Here is an 18,138-nt window from a genome sequence, read left to right as displayed (position 1 = left end):
GTATGGCACGCTACTTTCTGGTACGTCCGACGTACCGGAGGCGGGCGCCGCCACCGGGCGAGCCGATCGTCAGCGCCGCGCGGCGGCGCGGAGGGCGTCCAGTCCCCGCGCGATCGGCGGCTGCGTCTCGCTGCCCCGGCGGACGATCGCGATGATGCGCCGGGACGGTGCCGCCGCGCCCCGCAGCGGCACCCGGACGACGTCGTCCTCCGGCGGCAGCGGCGCCAGCCGGGGCACCAGGCCGATGCCGAAACCGCGGGCGACGAGCGCCGAGACGGCGAACCACTCGTTGGCCTCGTGGGCGAGGCGCGGCGTGAACCCGGCGGCGGCGCAGGCGGCGAGCATGAGCTGGTGCTGGTCGAACCGGTCCGGCGAGCCGATCCACGGCTCGCCGGCGGCGTCGGCGAGCCGGGCCGGCCCGCGCGAGGCGAGCGGGTGCCCGGCCGGGACCAGCAGGTCCTGCGGCTCGTCGAGCACGGGCCACTGCGCGAACCGCGCGTCGTCCGGGGCCGGGGTCTGCTCGCTGGGGATGACCACGGCGATGTCGCACCGCCGGGCGAGGAGCAGGTGGGCGGCGTCCTCGCTCTCCTTCTCGCTCATGTGGACGGCGAGCGCCGGATGGTCCTCGCGCAGCCGCGCGGCGGCCGGCGCCACCAGAGCGGCGAGGGCGCTGGAGACGGCGCAGAACCGCACCTGCCCGGCCGTCCCGGCGCGGTGCCCGGCGAGGTCGGCGCGGGCCCGCTCCCACTGCGCGGCCAGGACGTCGGCGTGCCGCAGCACCGTGTGCGCCGCGGCGGTGAGCCGCACCCGCCGCCCCTGCGCCTCCAGGAGGTCGACGCCGAGGTCGTGCCCGAGCCGCCGGAGCTGCTGCGACACCGTCGAGGGCGTCAGGTGCAGCGCCTCGGCGGTCGCGGTGACCGTGCCCCGCTCCCGCAGCACCCGCAGCGTCTCCAGGCGATGGTCGATCATGTGGCAATTCAACACGATGATGTGCGGAATCTTTCGATAGACCCGAAAGGTCGCCGCTTCCCAGACTGTCCCCATGGCGATCAGAACGACCGGCCCCGGCGTCCCCGCGCCGCTGCTGGTCCTCGGCAGCGTGACGTCGGTCCAGTCCGGCCAGGCCTGCGGCAAGGCGATGCTGGCGGTGGCCGGGCCCGCCGGCGTGGTCGCGCTCCGGCTGACGTTCGCGGCCCTCGTCCTGCTGCTCGCCCGCCGCCCCGGCCCGCCGGCCCGGGACTCGCTGGGCCTGGTCGCGGCCCTCGGGACCGCGATCGCCGGGATGCACCTGATCTACCCGGCGATGGCGCTGCTGCCGGTCGGCGTCGCCTCCACGCTGCAGTTCCTCGGCCCGCTCACGCTGGCCCTCGTCGGGGCGCGCGGTCCCGCCGACCTGCTGTGGGCCGCCCTCGCGGGCACCGGCGTGATCCTGCTGGCCGCCCCGTCCGGCTCGCCGATGCCCGCGGCCGGGGTCCTGCTCGCGCTGGCCTCCGGCGCCTGCATGGCCGCCTACCTGGTCCTCAACCAGCGGGCCGGGACGCGGGACGGCGCTCCGCTGGCCTGGGCGGTGGCGTTAGCGGCGCTGCTCGTCCTGCCCCTCGCGCCCCTGGCCGGCGGGGCGGCGCTGCGGCCGCGGGTGCTGCTCGCGGGCCTCGGCCTCGCGCTGCTGTCCGCCGTCATCCCGTGGTCGCTGGACATGGCGGCCCTGCGCCGGCTCCCCGCCCGCGCGGTCGCCGTGATGGTCAGCCTGGAGCCGGCCGCCGGGGCGCTCGCCGGGCTCGTCCTCCTGCACGAGCACCTGACCTGGCGCGCCTGGCTCGCCATCGCCTGCGTCTCCGCGGCGGCCGCCGGCGCGGCCCTGGGCCGCGCCGGCGGGAGCGCGCCCTCAGGGCCGCCCCGGGCGGGACCGCCCGCCGGACCGAATCGTGATCGGTCGTTCTCGTGGACCGGTCCGGCGGCGCGATCCCAGCCCGTAGAGTGGGACGCGAAGATGATCAGCGTGGGCGGCCGGCAGGGAGGCACGGTGGCAGACGAGCGGTTTGGGCCAGGCGGATTCGACCCGAGCGTGCCGAACATCGCTCGCATGTACGACTACTACCTCGGCGGCAAGGACCATTACGAGGCCGACCGCCTCCGCGCCGAGGAGGCCAAGGCCGCCGACCCCACCCTGATCACTCTGATCAAGGAGAACCGGGCGTTCATGGGGCGCGCCGTCCGGTACATGGCCGAGCAGGGCATCGACCAGTTCCTCGACATCGGCACCGGGCTTCCCACCCAGCAGAACGTCCACCAGATCGCCCAGGCGGTGAACCCCGCCGCCCGCGTCGCCTACGCCGACTACGACGGCCAGGTCGTCGCGCACGGACGGGCGATCCTCGCGGACTCGCCCGGCACCCGGATGGTCCAGGCCGACATCCGCCGCCCCCGCGAGATCCTGGAGCATCCCGAGATCACCCGCCTGCTGGACTTCGGGAAGCCGATCGCGCTGCTGACGATCGCCACCCTGCACTTCATCCCGGACGAGGACGACCCGCCCGGCGTCATGGCCGAGCTGCGCGAGGCGCTCGCCCCCGGCAGCCACATGGCGATCACCCACGCCTCCGCCGACGGCGTCCCCGACATCGTGGCGAAGGTCGTCGAGGTCTACAAGAGGACGAACGCGCCCGGCACCCCGCGCACCCTGGACCAGGTGACGGGCCTGTTCGGCGACTTCGAACTGGTCGATCCCGGCCTGGTGTGGGCACCGCTGTGGCGGCCCGAACGCCCGGTCACCCTGGAGGAGGCCCTGCCGATCTGGTTCTACGCCGGAGTCGGCCGCAAGCTCTGAGGTGTGCGTGCACGACCGCTCCCTGACGAATGCCACCGGAACGAGGGAAGGCGACATGCGGGCAGTGACGGTCGGAGGGGCGCTCGAGGCCGCGGCGACGCGGGACGAGGCGTTCCTCCACGACGGCGACGACACCATCACGTTCTCCGGTTTCGACGAGCTGGCGGACCGTGTCGCGGCGGGCCTGCTCGCCCGCGGCGTGGAACGGGGCGACCGGATCGGCCTGCTCGGCCCCAACACCGCGCAGTGGCTCGCGGTGTTCTTCGGCGCGGCCCGGATCGGCGCCGTCGTCGTCCCGCTCAACGTCCGCTACCGGGAGCGGGAGCTGTCCTTCATGCTCGGACAGAGCGGCGCCCGGCTGGTCGTCGGCGTCGACTCCGTGCCCGGCTTCGACTTCGCCGCGTACTTCGAGTCGGCCGGAGTCCCCGCCGTGTACTTCGGCGCGGGCTTCGACGCCCTGGCCTCGGCCCCGGCCCCGCCGTCCCCGGCCGCGGCCCGTGCCGCGGTGGACCCGGACGACCCGCTGATGATCCTCTACACGTCCGGCACCACGGGGCGCCCCAAGGGCGCCGTCATCACCCACCGGAGCATCCTGGCCTCGGCCTCCGCCCAGGCCGGCCACTTCGGGATGACCCGCGACGACGTCCTGCTCGGCCATCTCCCGTTCAACCACGTCGGCGGCATCACCTGCACGATCATGGCCGCCCTGGTCAGCGGCGGCTCGGTCGCGCTGCTGCCCGCCTTCTCCCCGGACGCCGCGCTGCGCGCCGTCGAACGCCACCGGGTGACCTTCCTCGGCGCCGTCCCCACGATGTACGTGCTGATGCTCGGCCGCCCCGACTTCGCCGAGCACGACGTCTCGTCCGTCCGGCTGTGCATGGCGGGCGGCTCCAACGTGGAGCCGGCGCTCGCCGACGCGGTCCGCCGCGGCTTCCCCGGAGCGCCTCTCTACGGTCTCTACGGCCTGTCCGAATCCTCGGGCGCCTGCGTGCTGTCCCCGGTGGACGACGACCCCGAGACCGTCTCCCGGACCCTCGGCGCGGTCATCGGCGACTTCGAGGCGCGCGTGACGGCCCCGGACGGGACCGTGCTGCCACCGGGCGAGACCGGCGAGCTCCAGATCCGCGGCGCCTGCGTCGCCGCCGGCTACTGGAACATGCCGGAAGAGACCGCCGAGGTCTTCCTGCCGGACGGCTGGCTCGCCACCGGGGACATGGTCGCCATGGAGCCCGACGGGCACCTCGTCCTGCGCGGACGCAAGAAGGAGATGTACATCCAGGGCGGCTTCAACGTCTACCCGGTGGAGATCGAGAACGTCCTGACCGCCCACCCGAAGGTCGCGATGGCCGCCGGGATCGGCGTCCCCGACGCGGTCCTCGGCGAGGTCGGCCGCTTCTACGTCGTCCCGCGCCCGGACGCCGAGCCCCCCACCGCCGACGAACTGACCGCCTACTGCCGCGACCGCCTGGCCGACTACAAGGTGCCCCGCCAGTTCGTCATCACCCAGGACGTGCCCCTGACGCCGGTAGGCAAGATTCACAAAGCCCTCCTCAAGGAGCGCGACGACTCCGTGGCTCGCTGAGCCCGGCCGCGGGGGAGGAGGGGCCTCACCCGCGGCCGGGATCTAGCTGTGCGCGTGGACGTCGAGGATGGCCTGGGCGAGGGTCTCCGAGGCGGGCGCGTTGACGAGCCTCCACTGCGCGGCGCAGGGGATGAGGGCCCACCATTCCTTGGTGTGGGTGCCCCACCAGCACAGGACACCGAATCGGGCATGGAGGTAGGCGATCGTGTCCGTGTCGGGCGCGCCGGGGCCGGGCGGCGGGATCGGGAGCGCGGTGCCGTCCCTCACCGGCCGCCGCGCCCGCGCGGCGAGCGCGGCCGCCACGTAGGGGGTGAGGATCCGGGTGATCCTCTCCGCCGCGCGCACCGGGTCGGTGTGCGGGGCCAGATCCTCGCCGGTGCTCGACCGGTACCACCAGGCGTCGGTGGCCGATTCGGAGGCGAGTGTGACGCTCTCCCCGAATCCCGGGACGGCCGGGTCGAAGACGCGCAGGAGCGGCAGGGGCCCGCCGTAGTGCGGCACGGCCTTCCAGCCCTCCCGGACGACTTCCTGTGCAAGTCGGTCAAGAAGGCTTGTAATGGAGGAAGTCGAGGCTCCGGCGTGCAGATTCTTCGGTTCGATCCATCCCATTACCGGCGCACCCACTTACGCGGGTCGGGCGTCGGGCGGCAGGCCGCGCGACTGAGCTCGTTCGTGAGGGCCTTGCGGAGCTCGTCGGCGGTGCTGCATATAACGGTCGGGTCAATGCCGGCCTTTGGGTCGTGCAGGGTGGCGACCCAGTCGCCGAGCCTCCCGTCGTAGCGCGTGGCGCGCCAGATTCGGTGGCCTTGGAAGTCCTCGCGGAGTCGGGCTAACGCCTGGTCAGCGGGGTTGACGGGCGTGTCCATGATCAGTTCAAGCTTCCGTTGGTGTGGTTGCTCTTCGTTACCTTCCCCAATCCTCCCGTGACCGGGTCGGCTTTTGGAAGAGCGGGGAGGCCGACAGATGGAAAGCTCTCGGCGCCGTTAGAAAACACTTCGCTTTCGGGGTGCCCGGGTTTCCTGTCCCCGCCGTCCCGCAACGCAGGGGTTCCGCGTACCTCCGACTGCTTTGGCGGTGAACGCCTGTTTGCCGAACCGACTCCATCTCGTTTCCCTCCGTTCCGTGCAATCCGGTGCAACCGGACAATTCCCCGTCGGACGTCGGCGCGTTGACGATCACGGGAGTGGGGCCGGGGGTCGGACTGGATCCGCAATGGAACGCCTCCTCCGCTCGTGCGACCGGCTTCCGGCAGCGCCATGAACCAGGGAACGCGAGGTCGCGCGGAATGTGAGGCGAACGGCCACAAGCGGCCATTCTCAGGTTTCGGAATGGCGCATTACGGTCATTCCCCATTCCGGAGTGAAACTTGCGCGGCAAGTGTTGGTGTCACGATCGATGATTATTAACCGGCATCAAGGATCTGCTTCCGGGGGAACGAATGGGCGGCGAATGACGCTTCCCGTATTGGGCCTTGAGGCCGTGCGGCTTCGCGTACTTGCGTCCACGACCGCTGCCCTGGTACGGGGAACCGTGAAAACCGATTGATCTGCACATGCGAAACCGATGCGAACTCAGAGGTGGGGGATTGGACGGTGCCTTTGGGGCATGCTGATGCGGCCGGCCTGCGGAGGTGGGGGGCGATTCGCCGGGCGGGAAACATGATGACCGCTGGTCAAGCCCTTTCAGTCGAGGCTCGGTGCGAGGAGTTCGGTGCTTGGAGGTGCGGCGCCTCTTTCGCCGTCCGGGCCGCGGTCGACCGGGGTCCCCGCCGCTCGCCGAGGCGCCCTGGGGTGGGCGCGAGGGCCGCGTTGCATGTTCATGCAAGAGCGTGCATACTTGTGCTCATGTCCAAAGTGCTGACCTCCCTGCCCGTCGGTGAGCGCGTCGGGATCGCCTTCTCCGGTGGCCTCGACACTTCGGTGGCGGTCGCGTGGATGCGCGACAAGGGCGCGGTGCCCTGCGCCTACACCGCCGACATCGGGCAGTACGACGAGCCCGACATCGCCTCCGTGCCCGGCCGCGCCGCCAAGTACGGGGCGGAGGTCGCGCGCCTGGTCGACTGCCGCGCCGCCCTCGTGGAGGAGGGGCTCGCCGCCCTGGCGTGTGGCGCGTTCCACATCCGGTCCGGCGGCCGCAGCTACTTCAACACCACCCCGCTCGGACGGGCCGTGACGGGAACGCTCCTGGTCCGCGCCATGCTGGAGGACGACGTCCAGATCTGGGGCGACGGCTCGACGTTCAAGGGCAACGACATCGAGCGGTTCTACCGCTACGGGCTGCTGGCCAACCCGTCCCTGCTGGTCTACAAGCCCTGGCTCGACGCCGACTTCGTCACCGAGCTCGGCGGCCGCACGGAGATGTCGCAGTGGCTGCTGGCCCGCGGCCTGCCGTACCGGGACAGCACGGAGAAGGCCTACTCCACCGACGCCAACATCTGGGGCGCGACCCACGAGGCCAAGGCGCTGGAGCACCTCGACGCCGGCATCGAGACCGTCGAGCCGATCATGGGCGTGCGGTTCTGGGACCCCGCCGTGGAGATCCCCGCCGAGGACGTCACGATCGGCTTCGAGCAGGGCCGCCCGGTGACGATCAACGGGAAGGAGTTCGGGTCCGCCGTCGACCTGGTGCTGGAGGCCAACGCCATCGGCGGGCGGCACGGCCTCGGGATGTCCGACCAGATCGAGAACCGCGTCATCGAGGCCAAGAGCCGCGGCATCTACGAGGCGCCCGGCATGGCGCTGCTGCACGCGGCCTACGAGCGGCTCGTCAACGCGATCCACAACGAGGACACCCTCGCCACCTACCACAGCGAGGGCCGGCGGCTCGGCCGGCTCATGTACGAGGGGCGCTGGCTGGACCCGCAGGCGCTGATGCTGCGCGAGTCGCTGCAGCGCTGGGTCGGCACGGCCGTCACCGGCGAGGTGACCCTGCGGCTGCGGCGCGGCGAGGACTACTCCGTCCTCGACACCTCCGGTCCCGCCTTCAGCTACCACCCCGACAAGCTGTCCATGGAGCGCACCGAGGACTCCGCCTTCGGCCCCGTGGACCGGATCGGCCAGCTGACCATGCGCAACCTCGACATCGCCGACTCGCGCGCCAAGCTGGAGCAGTACGCCGGGCTCGGCATGGTCGGCAGCTCGCACCCGGCCCTGATCGGCGCCGCGCAGGCGGCCTCGACCGGGCTGATCGGCGCGATGCCGGCGGGCGGCGCCGAGGCGATCGCCTCCCGCGGCAAGGACTCCCGGGACGCCGAGGTCCTCGACCGCGCCGCCATGGAGTTCGGCACCGACTGAGGCGCGCCTGCCGGGAGGCCCCCGAGAGCTAGGGGGCCTCCTCCTCCACGGGCGGGAGCGGGGTCTCCTTCTCCGGCGGCCCGACGAAGCCGTGCAGCGCCGCGGCGACCACGGCCCCCACCAGGGGCGCGACGATGAACAGCCACACCTGCGAGAGGGCGGTCCCGCCCAGGACGACGGCGGGACCGAGGCTGCGGGCCGGGTTGACCGACGTCCCCGTGATCGGGATGCCGATCAGGTGCACGGTCGTGAGGGCGAGGCCGATGCCGACCCCGGCGACCGACGGGATGGCCGCCGTGCTCGTCATGGACAGCACGATGAACACGAACAGCGCGGTCAGCACGACCTCCGTGAGGAACGCGCCGCCCATGTCGATGCGGATGAGGCTGGCGGCGCCCCACCCGTCGGCGCCGAGCCCGGTCACGGAGCGGGCGTACAGCGGCGAACCGGAGAAGGTCGCCCACAGCAGGAGCGCGCCCAGGATGCCGCCGGCGAACTGGGCGATCCAGTAGCCGACGGCGTCGAGCGGCGGGATCCGGCGGGCGAGCAGCACGCCGAGCGTGACGGCCGGGTTGACGTGGCAGCCCGAGATCGGCCCGATCGCGTAGACCAGGACGAGGAGCACGAGGCCGAAGGCCAGCGCCGTCGCGACGACGCCCGCCGACAGGCTGCGCCCGGCGACGCCGAACCCGAACGACAGGGTCGCCACGCCCACCGCGAAGTAGACCAGGAGCAGCGTGCCCACGAGCTCCGCCGCGATCCTCCTGAACACACGCGCCCCTTCCCCCGAGGACCTGATGCCCTCGGCCTACCCCCGGGGCCCGGGAAGATCGTCTCGGCGTGGTCGCCGTTACCCGGAAATGGGGGCGGCTTGGGGAGCCGATCAGGCGTGCTGGGCCAGGCTCGTCCAGCTCTCGTCCCAGTGGGCGGCGCGGCGGCGGTCGCAGCGGCGGCGGACCAGGAGGTAGCCGGTCAGCAGGGGGATCCCCACGGCGACGGCGGCGGTCGCCGCGGCCACGGCGGTGGTGGCCAGGGTGGCGGCCCGGGTCTGGGGGTGCTGGATCGGGTTGCCCGCCGTGTCCACCCAGATGCGCTGCTCCATGCCCGGCCTGACGGACTTGTCGGCCGGGACGACGGTGGTCCGCGTCCGGCCGTCGCGGGACGTCCAGGCCAGCTCGGCGTAGGTGTGCCGCACGCCGGCGCCGCCCTGCGAGTCGGTGTGGACGACCTGCGCCGTGACGCGGTGGACGTTGCGGTGCTCGGCCCGGACGCCGCTGCGGTAGGCGTCGACGGCCAGGAGCGCGGACGCGGGCGGGGCGAGCACCGTGAACAGCACGGCGGCGGCGACGCCGACAGCCCACTGGCGGCGGTCGACGGCGCGTCGCAGGTCGTTGCGGTCGAAGCCGAAACGGCGGCGGACCCGTCCTAGCCTTCTCATTGCCTCCTCCTTCGTCCGTGACAGTAATCGCTCCGGGAAGCGGTCGGGCACGCGCCTCTTCTGGTGCGCCGGCAAAGCGCGCAAACTGGCAGGAGGAGGGCAGCACATGACGGGAGCGGAGAGCGGCGAGCAGGCGCACGTCCTGTTCGGCTACGACGGGACGGCGGAGAACGACACGGCGCTGCGCTGGGCGATCGAGGAGGCCCGGCTGCGCGGCCTCGACCTGGTGATGTGCCACTGCTGGCACTGGCCCTACCCCGAAGGGCACGAAGACCCGCGCGGCGAGACGGTCATGAGGCGGGCGGGATGGAACCTGCTGGAGCGCGGCAGGCGGCGCGCCCGCGAACTGGGGGCGACCGGCGCGGTGCGCGGCCGCCTGGTCCGCGGTCCGGCCCGCGACGCGCTGCTGCGCGAGTCCGGCGGGGCGGAGCTGATGGTGGTCGGGGCCCCCGAGCGGCTGGCCGAGGGCGCGGGGGTGCTGGAACTCGCCGCGGGCGCCGACCGCCCGGTGGTCGTCGTGAAGGACGGCATGGGCCCCCGCCGGGTCGTGGCGGGCGCCGACGGGTCGACCTGGTGCGACCCGGCGCTGGGCTTCGCCGCCGCCGAGGCGGCGCTGCGCCGGTGGGAGCTGCGCGTGGTGTACGCGTGCTGGGAGCCCGCCGCGGTCGACGCCGACGAGCTGGCGCTGTTCCACGACAGGGAGCTGCTGGAGAAGACGCGCGCCGCCGAGCTGGAGGCGGCCGTGGCGCCGTGGCGCGAGCGGTACCCGACGCTCGACATCCGGGTCTCGCTGCTGCTGGAGCGCCCCTTGGAGGCGTTGTTCGACGCCGCGGACGACGCCGGGCTGCTGGTGCTGGGCGACCGGGGCGGCGGGATCGCGGCGCTGGGCTCGACCAGCACGGCGGTGCTCCGGCATGCCCGCCGCGCCGTCGCGATCGTCCCCGCGCGTCCGGACTGAGCGCCGGTCAGGGCTCCCCGGCCCAGGCCTCGGTCGCGTGCAGGGCGGGGTCGGCCGGAAGGTCGGGGTCGAGGATCAGCTGGAGCATCAGGCCGTCCAGCACCGCGGTGAAGAGCATGGCGGTCCCCTCCCGGCGCTCGGCGGGCCACCCGGGGCGCAGGTGCTCCAGCCGCGCGGCGACGCGGGCCCGCACGTCCCGCGACCAGTCCCGCCGCTCGGCGCCCATCCGCGGGTCGCGCAGCGCCCGGACCAGGAGTTCGGCGGCGAGCCTGAGGTTGCGCTCCCCGGCGAGCATGTCCAGGACGCGCTCGCGCAGCGCCCGCAGCGCGGCCGCCGTGTCCGGCGCGGCGACCAGCGCGTCCACCACCGGGTCGACGATCGTCTCGCTGGCCCGCTGCGCGACGGCCACGTGCAGCCCCGGCAGCCCGTTGAAGTAGTGGTGCAGCAGCCCCGGCCGGATCCGGGCCCGGTCCGCGACGGCCCGGGCCGTGAGCGCGGCCCACCCGCCCTCGGCGAGCAGGTCGAGACCGATCGCCACGAGCTGCTCCCGGCGTGCCCGGCCGCGGGGGGTCGACGCGCGGGGCTCCTCGTGGGTCATCACGCCACGCTATCCCAACGCTTGCACCGTGCAACCGATCGCGATCATCGCGGGCCCCGGTTCCCGCGGCGCGGACGGGGTAGGGCCGCCGCATGATCGATGCGGTCCTCTTCGACGTCGACGGCACATTGGTCGACACCAACTACCTGCACGCGGCCACCTGGTGGCAGGCGTTCCTCCAGCACGGGCACACCGTCCCCATGGCGGACGTGCACCGGGCGGTCGGCATGGGCTCGGACAAGCTGCTCGACCACCTGCTGCCCGGCGACCGGGACCGGGACGCCGACGACGGGATCCGCACCGCGCACACGGCCCTGTACGCCCAGTACTGGTCGCGCCTCCAGGCCTTCGACGGCGCCGCCGACCTGCTGCGGGCGTGCTCCGGGCGAGAGAACCGCGTCGTGCTCGCCAGCTCCGCCGCCGAGCCCGAGCTCAAGGCGCTGCGCGCGGCGCTGGACGCCGACGACGCCATCGACGAGGCCACCTCCGGCTCGGAGGTGGACGCGACCAAGCCGGCACCGGACCTCGTCGAACTCGCCCTGGAACGCGCCGCGGTGCCCGCGGCCCGGGCCGTGTTCGTCGGCGACACCCGCTGGGACGTCGAGGCCGCCCGGCGCGCGGGCATGCCGTGCGTGTGCGTGCTCACCGGCGGCTGGAGCCGCGCCGAGCTGGAGGACGCGGGCGCGGCGGCCGTCTACGACGACCTCCGCGCCCTCCTGGACGACCTGGACCGCGGCCCGCTCGCGCTATGAGGCGCGGTCGCGCTCGGCGGCGAGTTGGAGCGCCACGTCGATGATCATGTCCTCCTGGCCGCCCACGTAGCCGGCCTCGCCGACCTTCTGCAGGATCTCGTGCGCCGGGACGCCGTAGCGCTCGGCGGCCCGCTCGGCGTGCAGCAGGAAGCTGGAGTACACGCCCGCGTACCCCTGCGTGATCGCGCCGCGGTCGGCGAACGGCAGCCGGTGAAGGAACGGCTTCACCACGTCGTCGGCCGCCGCCAGCGCGCCCTGGACGTCCACGCCCGTCGGGACGCCGAGCCGCTCGAACGTCGCGACCAGCACCTCGGTGGGGGAGTTGCCCGCCCCCGCGCCGAGCGCGCACAGCGCGCCGTCGATCTGCCGGGCGCCGTTCTGCTGCGCCAGGACGGAGTTGGCGACTCCGAGGGAGAGGTTCTGGTGGCCGTGGAAACCGACCTGCGCCTCGTGGCCGATCTCCTTGACCAGCGCGCTGATCCGCTCCTGCGCCTCGCCGAGGACGAGGGCGCCGGCGGAGTCGACGACGTAGACGCACTGCGCGCCGCCGTCCACCATGATCCGGGCCTGCCGCGCCAGCTCGTCCGGGCCCACCCGGTGCGACAGCATGAGGAACCCGACGGTCTCCATGCCGAGGTCGCGGGCGGCGGCGAAGTGCTGGAGCGACACGTCCGCCTCGGTGCAGTGCGTGGCGACCCGGGCGACGGACGCGCCCGCGTCGTGCGCCATCTTCAGGTCGTGGACCGTGCCGAGGCCCGGCAGCAGCAGGACGGCGATCTTGGCCCGGGTCGCCTCGTCCACGGCGGCGGCGACGAGCTTGACGTCGTCCTCCAGCGAGAAGCCGTAGTTGAAGGACGACCCGCCGAGGCCGTCGCCGTGGGTGACCTCGATGACCTCGACCCCGGCGGAGTCCAGGGCGTGCACGACGCCGCGGACCTGCTCCTCGGTGAAGCGGTGCGCCATCGCGTGGCTGCCGTCCCGCAGCGTGGAGTCGGTGATCCGGATCTTCTCGTTGACGTCGCTCATACCTGTTCCCTGTCGGGGGGCGGCCCCCCGCACCCCCCGGTTCGCTTCGCTCATTTCGAGGCCTTCCTGCGCGCGATCTGCTCGCCCACCCGGGCGGCGGCCGCGGTCATGATGTCGAGGTTGCCGGCCCAGGGCGGCAGGTAGTCGCCGTTGCCGCGGACCTCCAGGAACACCGCGACGCGGGCCATCCCGTTCCAGATGTCGCGGGGCTCGTCGAACTGCGGCTCGACCCGCAGCGTGTAGCCGGGGACGTAGGCGGCGACCTCCGCCACCATCTTCTCGATCGACTCCGAGATCGCCCCGGTGTCGGCGTCGGACGGGATCGCGCAGAACACCGTGTCCCGCATGATCATCGGCGGGTCCACCGGGTTGAGGATGATGATCGCCTTGCCCCGCCCGGCGCCGCCGACCTGCTCGATCGCGCGCGCCGTGGTCTCGGTGAACTCGTCGATGTTCGCGCGGGTGCCGGGCCCGGCCGAGCGGGACGCGATCGACGCGACGATCTCGGCGTACGGCACCGGCACCACCGAGGACACCGCGTGCACGATCGGGATCGTCGCCTGCCCGCCGCAGGTGATCATGTTCAGGTTGGGGGCGTCCGACAGCGAGTCCAGGTTCACCGGCGGGCACACCAGGGGGCCCGTCGCGGCCGGCGTCAGGTCGATCGCCGTGATCCCCGCCTCCTCGTAGCGGGGCGCGTTGGCCAGGTGCGCCTTCGCCGACGTCGCCTCGAACACCAGGTCGGGCAGCGTGGGCTGCTTCAGCAGCCAGTCCACGCCCTCCGCCGACGCCTCGACGCCCATCCTGCGGGCGCGCTCCAGGCCGTCGGACTCCGGCACCACCCCGACCATCGAGTGGACGTCGATCAGCTCGCTGCGCCGGAGCTTGACCAGCAGGTCGGTGCCGATGTTGCCCGGCCCGACGATCGCCGCCGTCAACTTGCTCATGCCTGTTCCCTGCGAGGGGGCGACCCCCCGCGCCCCCCGGTTCGCTTCGCTCATGCCTGTTCCCTGCGAGGGGGCGACCCCCCGCGCCCCCCGGTTCGCTTCGCTCATGCCTGTTCCCTGCGAGGGGGCGACCCCCCGCGCCCCCCGGTTCGCTTCGCTCATGCCTGTTCCCTGCGAGGGGGCGACCCCCCGCGCCCCCCGGTTCGCTTCGCTCATGCCGAGTCCTCCCTTCCGAACCGAGCGGTAACGGAACCGATCCCGGCGAACGTCGCCGTCAGTGTCTCCCCGGGCGCGACCGGCACGGCCGCGGTGATCGAGCCGGGCAGCACCACGTGCCCGGCCTCCAGGCTCACGCCGCGCTCGCCGAGGACGTTGGCCAGCCAGACCAGCGCGTTGATCGGCGATCCGAGGACCGCGCCGCCCGCGCCGGTGTCGATCAGGTCGCCGTCGCGGCGCAGCAGGCAGCCCATCAGCGACAGGTCCTGGTCGTCGAGCCGGACCGGGCGGGTGCCGAGCACGACGCCGCCGCTGGAGGCGTTGTCCGCGATCGTGTCCGGCAGGGTGATCTTCCAGTCCGCGATGCGGGAGTCGATCACCTCCAGCGCGGGCAGCACGTACTCGACGGCCGCGACGGCGTCCGCCGTCGTGGCGCCGGGACCGGCCAGCGGGCGGCCCAGCACGAACGCGATCTCCGGCTCGATCCGGGGCTGCAGGAACCGCCCGGTGTCGATCGGGGCGCTCTCCGGCAGGAACATCGTGTCCAGCAGCACGCCGAAGTCCGGCTGGTCCACGCCCATCTGGCGCTGCATCGCGGCCGAGGTCAGGCCGACCTTGTGGCCCTTGATCCGCGCGCCGGCGGACGTCCACGCCTCGACCTGGGCGAGCTGGACCGCGTAGGCGTCGGCCACCGACATGTTCGGATGGTCCTTCGTCAGCGGCGAGATGGGAGTGCCGGTGGCGTACGCGTCGAGCAGCGCGGCCGCGGCCTTCTCCACGGAACCCGGGTCCATGGGGCCGTCCTTTCGTTCGTGGGCAGACCGAGCCTCTCCCGCTGCGCCCCCCGCGGGCAACGAGGCCGTCCCGCGTGGTGGGACACTTCTTCCATGGCGTCCGTCCCGTCCGAGGAGAGCTTCCTGCGCCGCGTCGTCGCGGTGCTGTCGGCGTTCCGCCCGGAGGACGACGGCCTGGGCGCGGCCGAGCTGGCCCGCCGCAGCGGCCTGCCGAAGTCGACCGCGCACCGCATCGCCCTGGACCTGGTGGACGCCGGGCTGCTGGAGCGCCGGGGCCCGCGGGTGCGGCTCGGGCTGCGGCTGTTCGAGATCGGGCAGCGGGTGCCGCGCCAGCGGGTGCTGCGGGACGCCGCCGTCCCGTACATGTCGGACCTGCGGGAGGCGACCCGGCAGACCGTCCACCTCGCGGTGCTGGAGGGCGGCGAGGTCGTCTACGTGGAGATCCTCGGCTCCGCCGGCGGGCCGCGGCTGCCGTCGCAGGTGGGCGGGCGGCTGCCCGCGCACGTGACCGGGGTGGGCAAGGCGATCCTCGCGTTCTCCCCGCCGGAGGTGGTCAAGGGCGTGCTGGAGTCGGAGCTGGTGAAGGTCGGCGAGCGCAGCGTGACCGCGCCGGGCCTGCTCGCCCGGGAGCTGGAGACGATCAGGCGCGAGGGCGTCGCCTACGACCGGGAGGAGTCCGGGCACGGGATCGTCTGCGCCGCCAGCCCCGTCCTCGGCCCGGACGGCCTGGTCCTCGGCGCGCTGTCGGTGTCGGGCTGGGCCACCCGGATGCGGCTCGCCGCGGTCGCCCCGGCCGTCCACACCGCGGCGCTCACCCTCTCGCGCACGCTGGGCGGTTAGCCGCGCCGGGCGTTCACCGCCCCGGCAGGCGGCGGGCCAGGAGCTGGGCGAGGTGCTCGCCGTCGCGGTGCGCCAGCTCGCGCAGCTGCGTGCGGCAGCTGAACCCGTCGGCCAGGACCACCGCGTCCTCCCCGGCCGCGCGGACCGCCGGGAGCAGCCGGTGCTCGGCGACGGCGACCGACACCTCGTGGTGGCCCTTCTCGACGCCGAAGTTGCCGGCCAGGCCGCAGCAGTCGCCGAGCCGCCCGACGTCCGCGCCCGCCTTCCGCAGCAGCTCGGCGTCCTTCGCCCAGCCCATGACGGCGTGGTGGTGGCAGTGCGGCTGCGCGATCCCGGTGACGCCGGACAGGTCGGGCGGCGTCCAGTCCGGGGTCTCGGCGAGCAGCTCGGCCAGGGTGCGGGTCGCGGCGGCGACCTCGCGGGCGGCGGCCGCGTCCACGCCCCTCAGCAGCTCCTCGGCGTCGGACCGCAGCACCCCGGTGCAGGACGGCTCCATCCCGACGACCCTCGCGCCGCGCCGGACGTGGGGGAGCAGCGCGCGGACGGCGCGGCGCGCCTGCGCCCGCGCCCCGTCCAGCTGCCCGGTGGAGATCCACGTGATCCCGCAGCACACGGGGCGCTCGGTCACCGTGACGCGGTAGCCGGCGTGCTCCAGCACCCGTACGGTCGCCCGGCCCACCTCCGGGGAGAACGCGTCGGTGAAGCTGTCCACGAACAGCACGACGTCGCCGTTGCGGCCCTCCGGGCTGCGGTGGGAGGCGAACCAGCGCCGGAACGTCACGGGCGCGAGCGCGGGGAGCGTGCGCCGCCGGTCGATGCCCGCGCCCCAGGCCAGCAGCGGCTTCAGCGCGCGCGACCGCATCGCCGCGTTGACCACCCTGATCATCGCGGGCGCCCGGGCGGCGAGCCGGGTCCAGCGCGGGAGCCGGCCGAGCGCGTAGTGGGAGCGCGGCCGGATCCGCCCCCGGTACCGCCGGTGCAGCGCCTCCGCCTTGTAGGAGGCCATGTCGACGCCGGTCGGGCAGTCGGACGCGCAGCCCTTGCAGGCCAGGCAGAGGTCGAGGACGTCGTGCAGGGCCTCGGACTTCCAGCCGTCCGGGCCGAGCTTGCCGCTGACGACCTCCTGCAGGACCCGGGCCCGTCCGCGCGTGGAGTCCTTCTCCTCCCGGGTCGCCAGGTAGGACGGGCACATCACGCCGCCCGTCCCGGTGTTGTCGGCGCGGCACTTGCCCACGCCGGTGCAGCGGTGCACGGCCCGGGACAGGTCGCCGCGGTCGTCCCGGTAGGCGAGACCGAGCCCCCGGTTCAGCGGGATCGTCTGCACGGCGCGCAGGTCGGCGTCCACGGCGGCCGGGCGGACGATGATGCCGGGGTTGAGCACGTCGTCGGGATCGAGGACGTCCTTGACGGCCGAGCACAGCGCCAGCGCCTCGGCCGAGTACATGTGCGGCAGCAGTTCGCCGCGGGCCCGCCCGTCGCCGTGCTCGCCGGACATGGTGCCGCCGTGCCGGGCCGCCAGCGCGGCCGCTTCGTTCAGGAAGTCGCGGAAGACGCGCGTCCCGCCGGCCCGCCCGAAGGGGAAGTCGATCCGGACGTGGATGCACCCGTCGCCGAAATGCCCGTACGGCACGCCGAACAGGTCGTAGCCGGCCAGCAGCGCCTCGAACTCCCGCAGGTACGCGCCGAGCCGCTCGGGCGGGACGGCCGCGTCCTCCCACCCGGCGTGCGCCTGCTCGCCGGCGGGCGTGCGGGCGACGAGCCCGGAGCCGTCCTCGCGGATCCGCCACAGCGCGTCGGCGAGCGCCACGTCATCCACGAGCGCCGAGTCGGCGCAGCCGGACGCGGCGACGAGCCCGCGCGCCGCGGAACGCAGCGCCCCGGCCTCGGGCCCGGCGAGTTCCACCAGCAGCCATCCCGACCCGGACGGCAGCGGCGGCACCGCCCCGGCGCCCCGCCGCTCCCGCACGACGTTCACGATCCGCGAGTCGAGCCCCTCGCAGGCGACCGGGCCGTGCGGCAGGATCGCCGGGACGGCGTCGGCGGCCTCGGCCATCGACCCGTACCCGAGGACGACCAGCACCCGGTGCGCGGGTTCCCGGACCATCCGCACCCGCGCCGCGAGGGTCACCGCGAGCGTCCCCTCGCTTCCCACCAGCGCGCGGGCGACGTCGAAGCCCTTCTCCGGCAGGAGGTGCTCCAGCGAGTAGCCGGAGACCTGCCGGCCGAACCGCCCGAACTCCGTCCGGACGAGGGCCAGGTTCTCGCCGACCAGCCCCCGGAGCCGCTCCAGCAGGACGCTGCCGGTCCGCGCCCCCGGCACGTCGCCGAGCCGCAGCCGCTCCCCGGATCCGGCGACGACGTCGAGGCCGAGCACGTTGTCGCTCGTGCGCCCGTAGCCGAGCGCCCGCGACCCGCACGCGTTGTTGCCGATCATCCCGCCGAGCGTGGCCCGCGTCCGGGTGGACGGGTCGGGCCCGAACCGCAGCCCGTGCCCGGCCGCCCTGCGGTGCAGGTGCTCCTGCACGATGCCGGGCTCGACCAGCGCCGTCCCCGCCTCCGGGTCGATCTCCAGGACGCGGTTCAGATGCCGGCTCACGTCCACGACGACGCCGGGCCCGACCGCGTTGCCCGCGATGGACGTCCCGGCGCCCCGCATCGTGAGCGGCACCCCGGCCTCCCGGCACACCGCGAGGACGGCGGGCAGCTCGCCCGCCTCACGGGGCGTCACCACGACCCGCGGCGGCACCCGGTACAGGGAGGCGTCCGAGGAGTACAGGGACCGCGCGAGCGCCGAGTCGTCCACCCCGCTGACCCCGGCCGCCCGCAGCGCCTCCACCAGTTCGCCGTGCTCACGATGGTCGGTCACG

At 73.9% G+C, this 18,138-nt stretch carries 15 protein-coding genes; 6 read left to right on the top strand and 9 right to left on the bottom strand.

The genetic code is table 11. The features are described from left to right. Window positions 1–69 precede the first annotated feature (69 nt). Window positions 70–969 (bottom strand): LysR family transcriptional regulator, encoded by a 900-nt coding sequence (locus BKA00_RS11510; RefSeq protein ID WP_185024886.1) that lies wholly within the window; start codon window positions 967–969, stop codon window positions 70–72. A gap of 73 nt (window positions 970–1,042) precedes the next feature. Here BKA00_RS11510 and BKA00_RS38230 point away from each other — a divergent pair, with 73 nt between their 5' ends. Continuing rightward, on the top strand, window positions 1,043–2,827 hold the full coding sequence (locus BKA00_RS38230; RefSeq protein WP_221493103.1) for an SAM-dependent methyltransferase: 1,785 nt from the start codon (window positions 1,043–1,045) through the stop codon (window positions 2,825–2,827). Window positions 2,828–2,882: 55 nt separating this feature from the next. Continuing rightward, window positions 2,883–4,409 (top strand): class I adenylate-forming enzyme family protein, encoded by a 1,527-nt coding sequence (locus BKA00_RS11495; RefSeq protein ID WP_185024885.1) that lies wholly within the window; start codon window positions 2,883–2,885, stop codon window positions 4,407–4,409. A gap of 42 nt (window positions 4,410–4,451) precedes the next feature. Here the strand turns inward: BKA00_RS11495 and BKA00_RS11490 are convergent, their stop codons facing one another. Next, window positions 4,452–4,910, bottom strand: coding sequence for a hypothetical protein (locus tag BKA00_RS11490; protein ID WP_185024884.1), 459 nt, complete (start codon window positions 4,908–4,910; stop codon window positions 4,452–4,454). Between the two features lie 1,343 nt (window positions 4,911–6,253). Between BKA00_RS11490 and argG the strand changes: the two genes are divergently transcribed. Next, a complete protein-coding gene (gene argG / locus BKA00_RS11485; RefSeq protein WP_185024883.1) occupies window positions 6,254–7,702 on the top strand; it encodes an argininosuccinate synthase in 1,449 nt (482 codons plus the stop codon). A 28-nt stretch (window positions 7,703–7,730) separates the two neighbouring features. Here argG and BKA00_RS11480 read toward each other — a convergent pair whose 3' ends face one another. Together BKA00_RS11480 and BKA00_RS11475 are read right to left on the bottom strand one after the other, a co-directional pair. Then, on the bottom strand, window positions 7,731–8,474 hold the full coding sequence (locus tag BKA00_RS11480) for an aquaporin (protein ID WP_185024882.1): 744 nt from the start codon (window positions 8,472–8,474) through the stop codon (window positions 7,731–7,733). A gap of 111 nt (window positions 8,475–8,585) precedes the next feature. Then, window positions 8,586–9,140 carry an Rv1733c family protein gene (locus BKA00_RS11475; protein ID WP_185024881.1) on the bottom strand — a complete coding sequence of 185 codons (555 nt, stop codon included), beginning with the start codon at window positions 9,138–9,140 and terminating at the stop codon, window positions 8,586–8,588. A 106-nt stretch (window positions 9,141–9,246) separates the two neighbouring features. On the opposite strand from BKA00_RS11475, the gene BKA00_RS11470 reads away from it, so the two are divergent. Beyond that, complete coding sequence (locus BKA00_RS11470; RefSeq protein ID WP_185024880.1) at window positions 9,247–10,098, top strand: universal stress protein; 852 nt, start codon at window positions 9,247–9,249, stop codon at window positions 10,096–10,098. Between the two features lie 7 nt (window positions 10,099–10,105). Here the strand turns inward: BKA00_RS11470 and BKA00_RS11465 are convergent, their stop codons facing one another. Next, window positions 10,106–10,696: a TetR/AcrR family transcriptional regulator gene (locus tag BKA00_RS11465; RefSeq protein ID WP_221493102.1), complete on the bottom strand. Its 591-nt coding sequence runs from the start codon at window positions 10,694–10,696 to the stop codon at window positions 10,106–10,108. Between the two features lie 92 nt (window positions 10,697–10,788). On the opposite strand from BKA00_RS11465, the gene BKA00_RS11460 reads away from it, so the two are divergent. Further along, window positions 10,789–11,448 carry an HAD family hydrolase gene (locus BKA00_RS11460; RefSeq protein ID WP_185024879.1) on the top strand — a complete coding sequence of 220 codons (660 nt, stop codon included), beginning with the start codon at window positions 10,789–10,791 and terminating at the stop codon, window positions 11,446–11,448. Here BKA00_RS11460 and dmpG read toward each other — a convergent pair. From dmpG to BKA00_RS11445, 3 genes are all read right to left on the bottom strand, one after another. Next, the gene (dmpG, locus tag BKA00_RS11455; protein ID WP_185024878.1) at window positions 11,443–12,474 is read right to left on the bottom strand and encodes a 4-hydroxy-2-oxovalerate aldolase; all 1,032 of its coding nucleotides are present in this window, start codon (window positions 12,472–12,474) and stop codon (window positions 11,443–11,445) included. The genes BKA00_RS11460 and dmpG overlap by 6 nt on opposite strands. A gap of 50 nt (window positions 12,475–12,524) precedes the next feature. After that, window positions 12,525–13,421: an acetaldehyde dehydrogenase (acetylating) gene (locus tag BKA00_RS11450; RefSeq protein ID WP_185024877.1), complete on the bottom strand. Its 897-nt coding sequence runs from the start codon at window positions 13,419–13,421 to the stop codon at window positions 12,525–12,527. Between the two features lie 212 nt (window positions 13,422–13,633). Beyond that, entirely contained in the window at window positions 13,634–14,431 is a 798-nt protein-coding gene (locus BKA00_RS11445) for a 2-keto-4-pentenoate hydratase (protein ID WP_185024876.1), read from the bottom strand. A 93-nt stretch (window positions 14,432–14,524) separates the two neighbouring features. Here BKA00_RS11445 and BKA00_RS11440 point away from each other — a divergent pair, with 93 nt between their 5' ends. Beyond that, the gene (locus BKA00_RS11440; protein ID WP_185024875.1) at window positions 14,525–15,271 is read left to right on the top strand and encodes an IclR family transcriptional regulator; all 747 of its coding nucleotides are present in this window, start codon (window positions 14,525–14,527) and stop codon (window positions 15,269–15,271) included. A 13-nt stretch (window positions 15,272–15,284) separates the two neighbouring features. On the opposite strand, the gene BKA00_RS11435 is transcribed toward BKA00_RS11440, so the two are convergent. Further along, window positions 15,285–18,137 carry an FAD-linked oxidase C-terminal domain-containing protein gene (locus tag BKA00_RS11435; RefSeq protein WP_185024874.1) on the bottom strand — a complete coding sequence of 951 codons (2,853 nt, stop codon included), beginning with the start codon at window positions 18,135–18,137 and terminating at the stop codon, window positions 15,285–15,287. Window position 18,138 lies beyond the last annotated feature (1 nt).

The sequence above is a fragment of the Actinomadura coerulea genome (assembly GCF_014208105.1).
Lineage (GTDB): Bacteria > Actinomycetota > Actinomycetes > Streptosporangiales > Streptosporangiaceae > Spirillospora > Spirillospora coerulea.
Note: the sequence above shows the minus strand (reverse complement) of the source record. Positions and strands in the feature narration are given on the sequence as shown.

What these genes read in the sequence shown, in the direction of transcription:
- BKA00_RS11510 (WP_185024886.1), bottom strand. Translation starts at nt 969, where the DNA reads ATGATCGACCATCGCCTGGAGACGCTGCGGGTGCTGCGGGAGCGGGGC.
- BKA00_RS38230 (WP_221493103.1), top strand. Translation starts at nt 1,043, where the DNA reads ATGGCGATCAGAACGACCGGCCCCGGCGTCCCCGCGCCGCTGCTGGTC.
- BKA00_RS11495 (WP_185024885.1), top strand. Translation starts at nt 2,883, where the DNA reads ATGCGGGCAGTGACGGTCGGAGGGGCGCTCGAGGCCGCGGCGACGCGG.
- argG (WP_185024883.1), top strand. Translation starts at nt 6,254, where the DNA reads ATGTCCAAAGTGCTGACCTCCCTGCCCGTCGGTGAGCGCGTCGGGATC.
- BKA00_RS11475 (WP_185024881.1), bottom strand. Translation starts at nt 9,140, where the DNA reads ATGAGAAGGCTAGGACGGGTCCGCCGCCGTTTCGGCTTCGACCGCAAC.
- BKA00_RS11470 (WP_185024880.1), top strand. Translation starts at nt 9,247, where the DNA reads ATGACGGGAGCGGAGAGCGGCGAGCAGGCGCACGTCCTGTTCGGCTAC.
- BKA00_RS11465 (WP_221493102.1), bottom strand. Translation starts at nt 10,696, where the DNA reads ATGACCCACGAGGAGCCCCGCGCGTCGACCCCCCGCGGCCGGGCACGC.
- BKA00_RS11460 (WP_185024879.1), top strand. Translation starts at nt 10,789, where the DNA reads ATGATCGATGCGGTCCTCTTCGACGTCGACGGCACATTGGTCGACACC.
- dmpG (WP_185024878.1), bottom strand. Translation starts at nt 12,474, where the DNA reads ATGAGCGACGTCAACGAGAAGATCCGGATCACCGACTCCACGCTGCGG.
- BKA00_RS11450 (WP_185024877.1), bottom strand. Translation starts at nt 13,421, where the DNA reads ATGAGCAAGTTGACGGCGGCGATCGTCGGGCCGGGCAACATCGGCACC.
- BKA00_RS11445 (WP_185024876.1), bottom strand. Translation starts at nt 14,431, where the DNA reads ATGGACCCGGGTTCCGTGGAGAAGGCCGCGGCCGCGCTGCTCGACGCG.
- BKA00_RS11440 (WP_185024875.1), top strand. Translation starts at nt 14,525, where the DNA reads ATGGCGTCCGTCCCGTCCGAGGAGAGCTTCCTGCGCCGCGTCGTCGCG.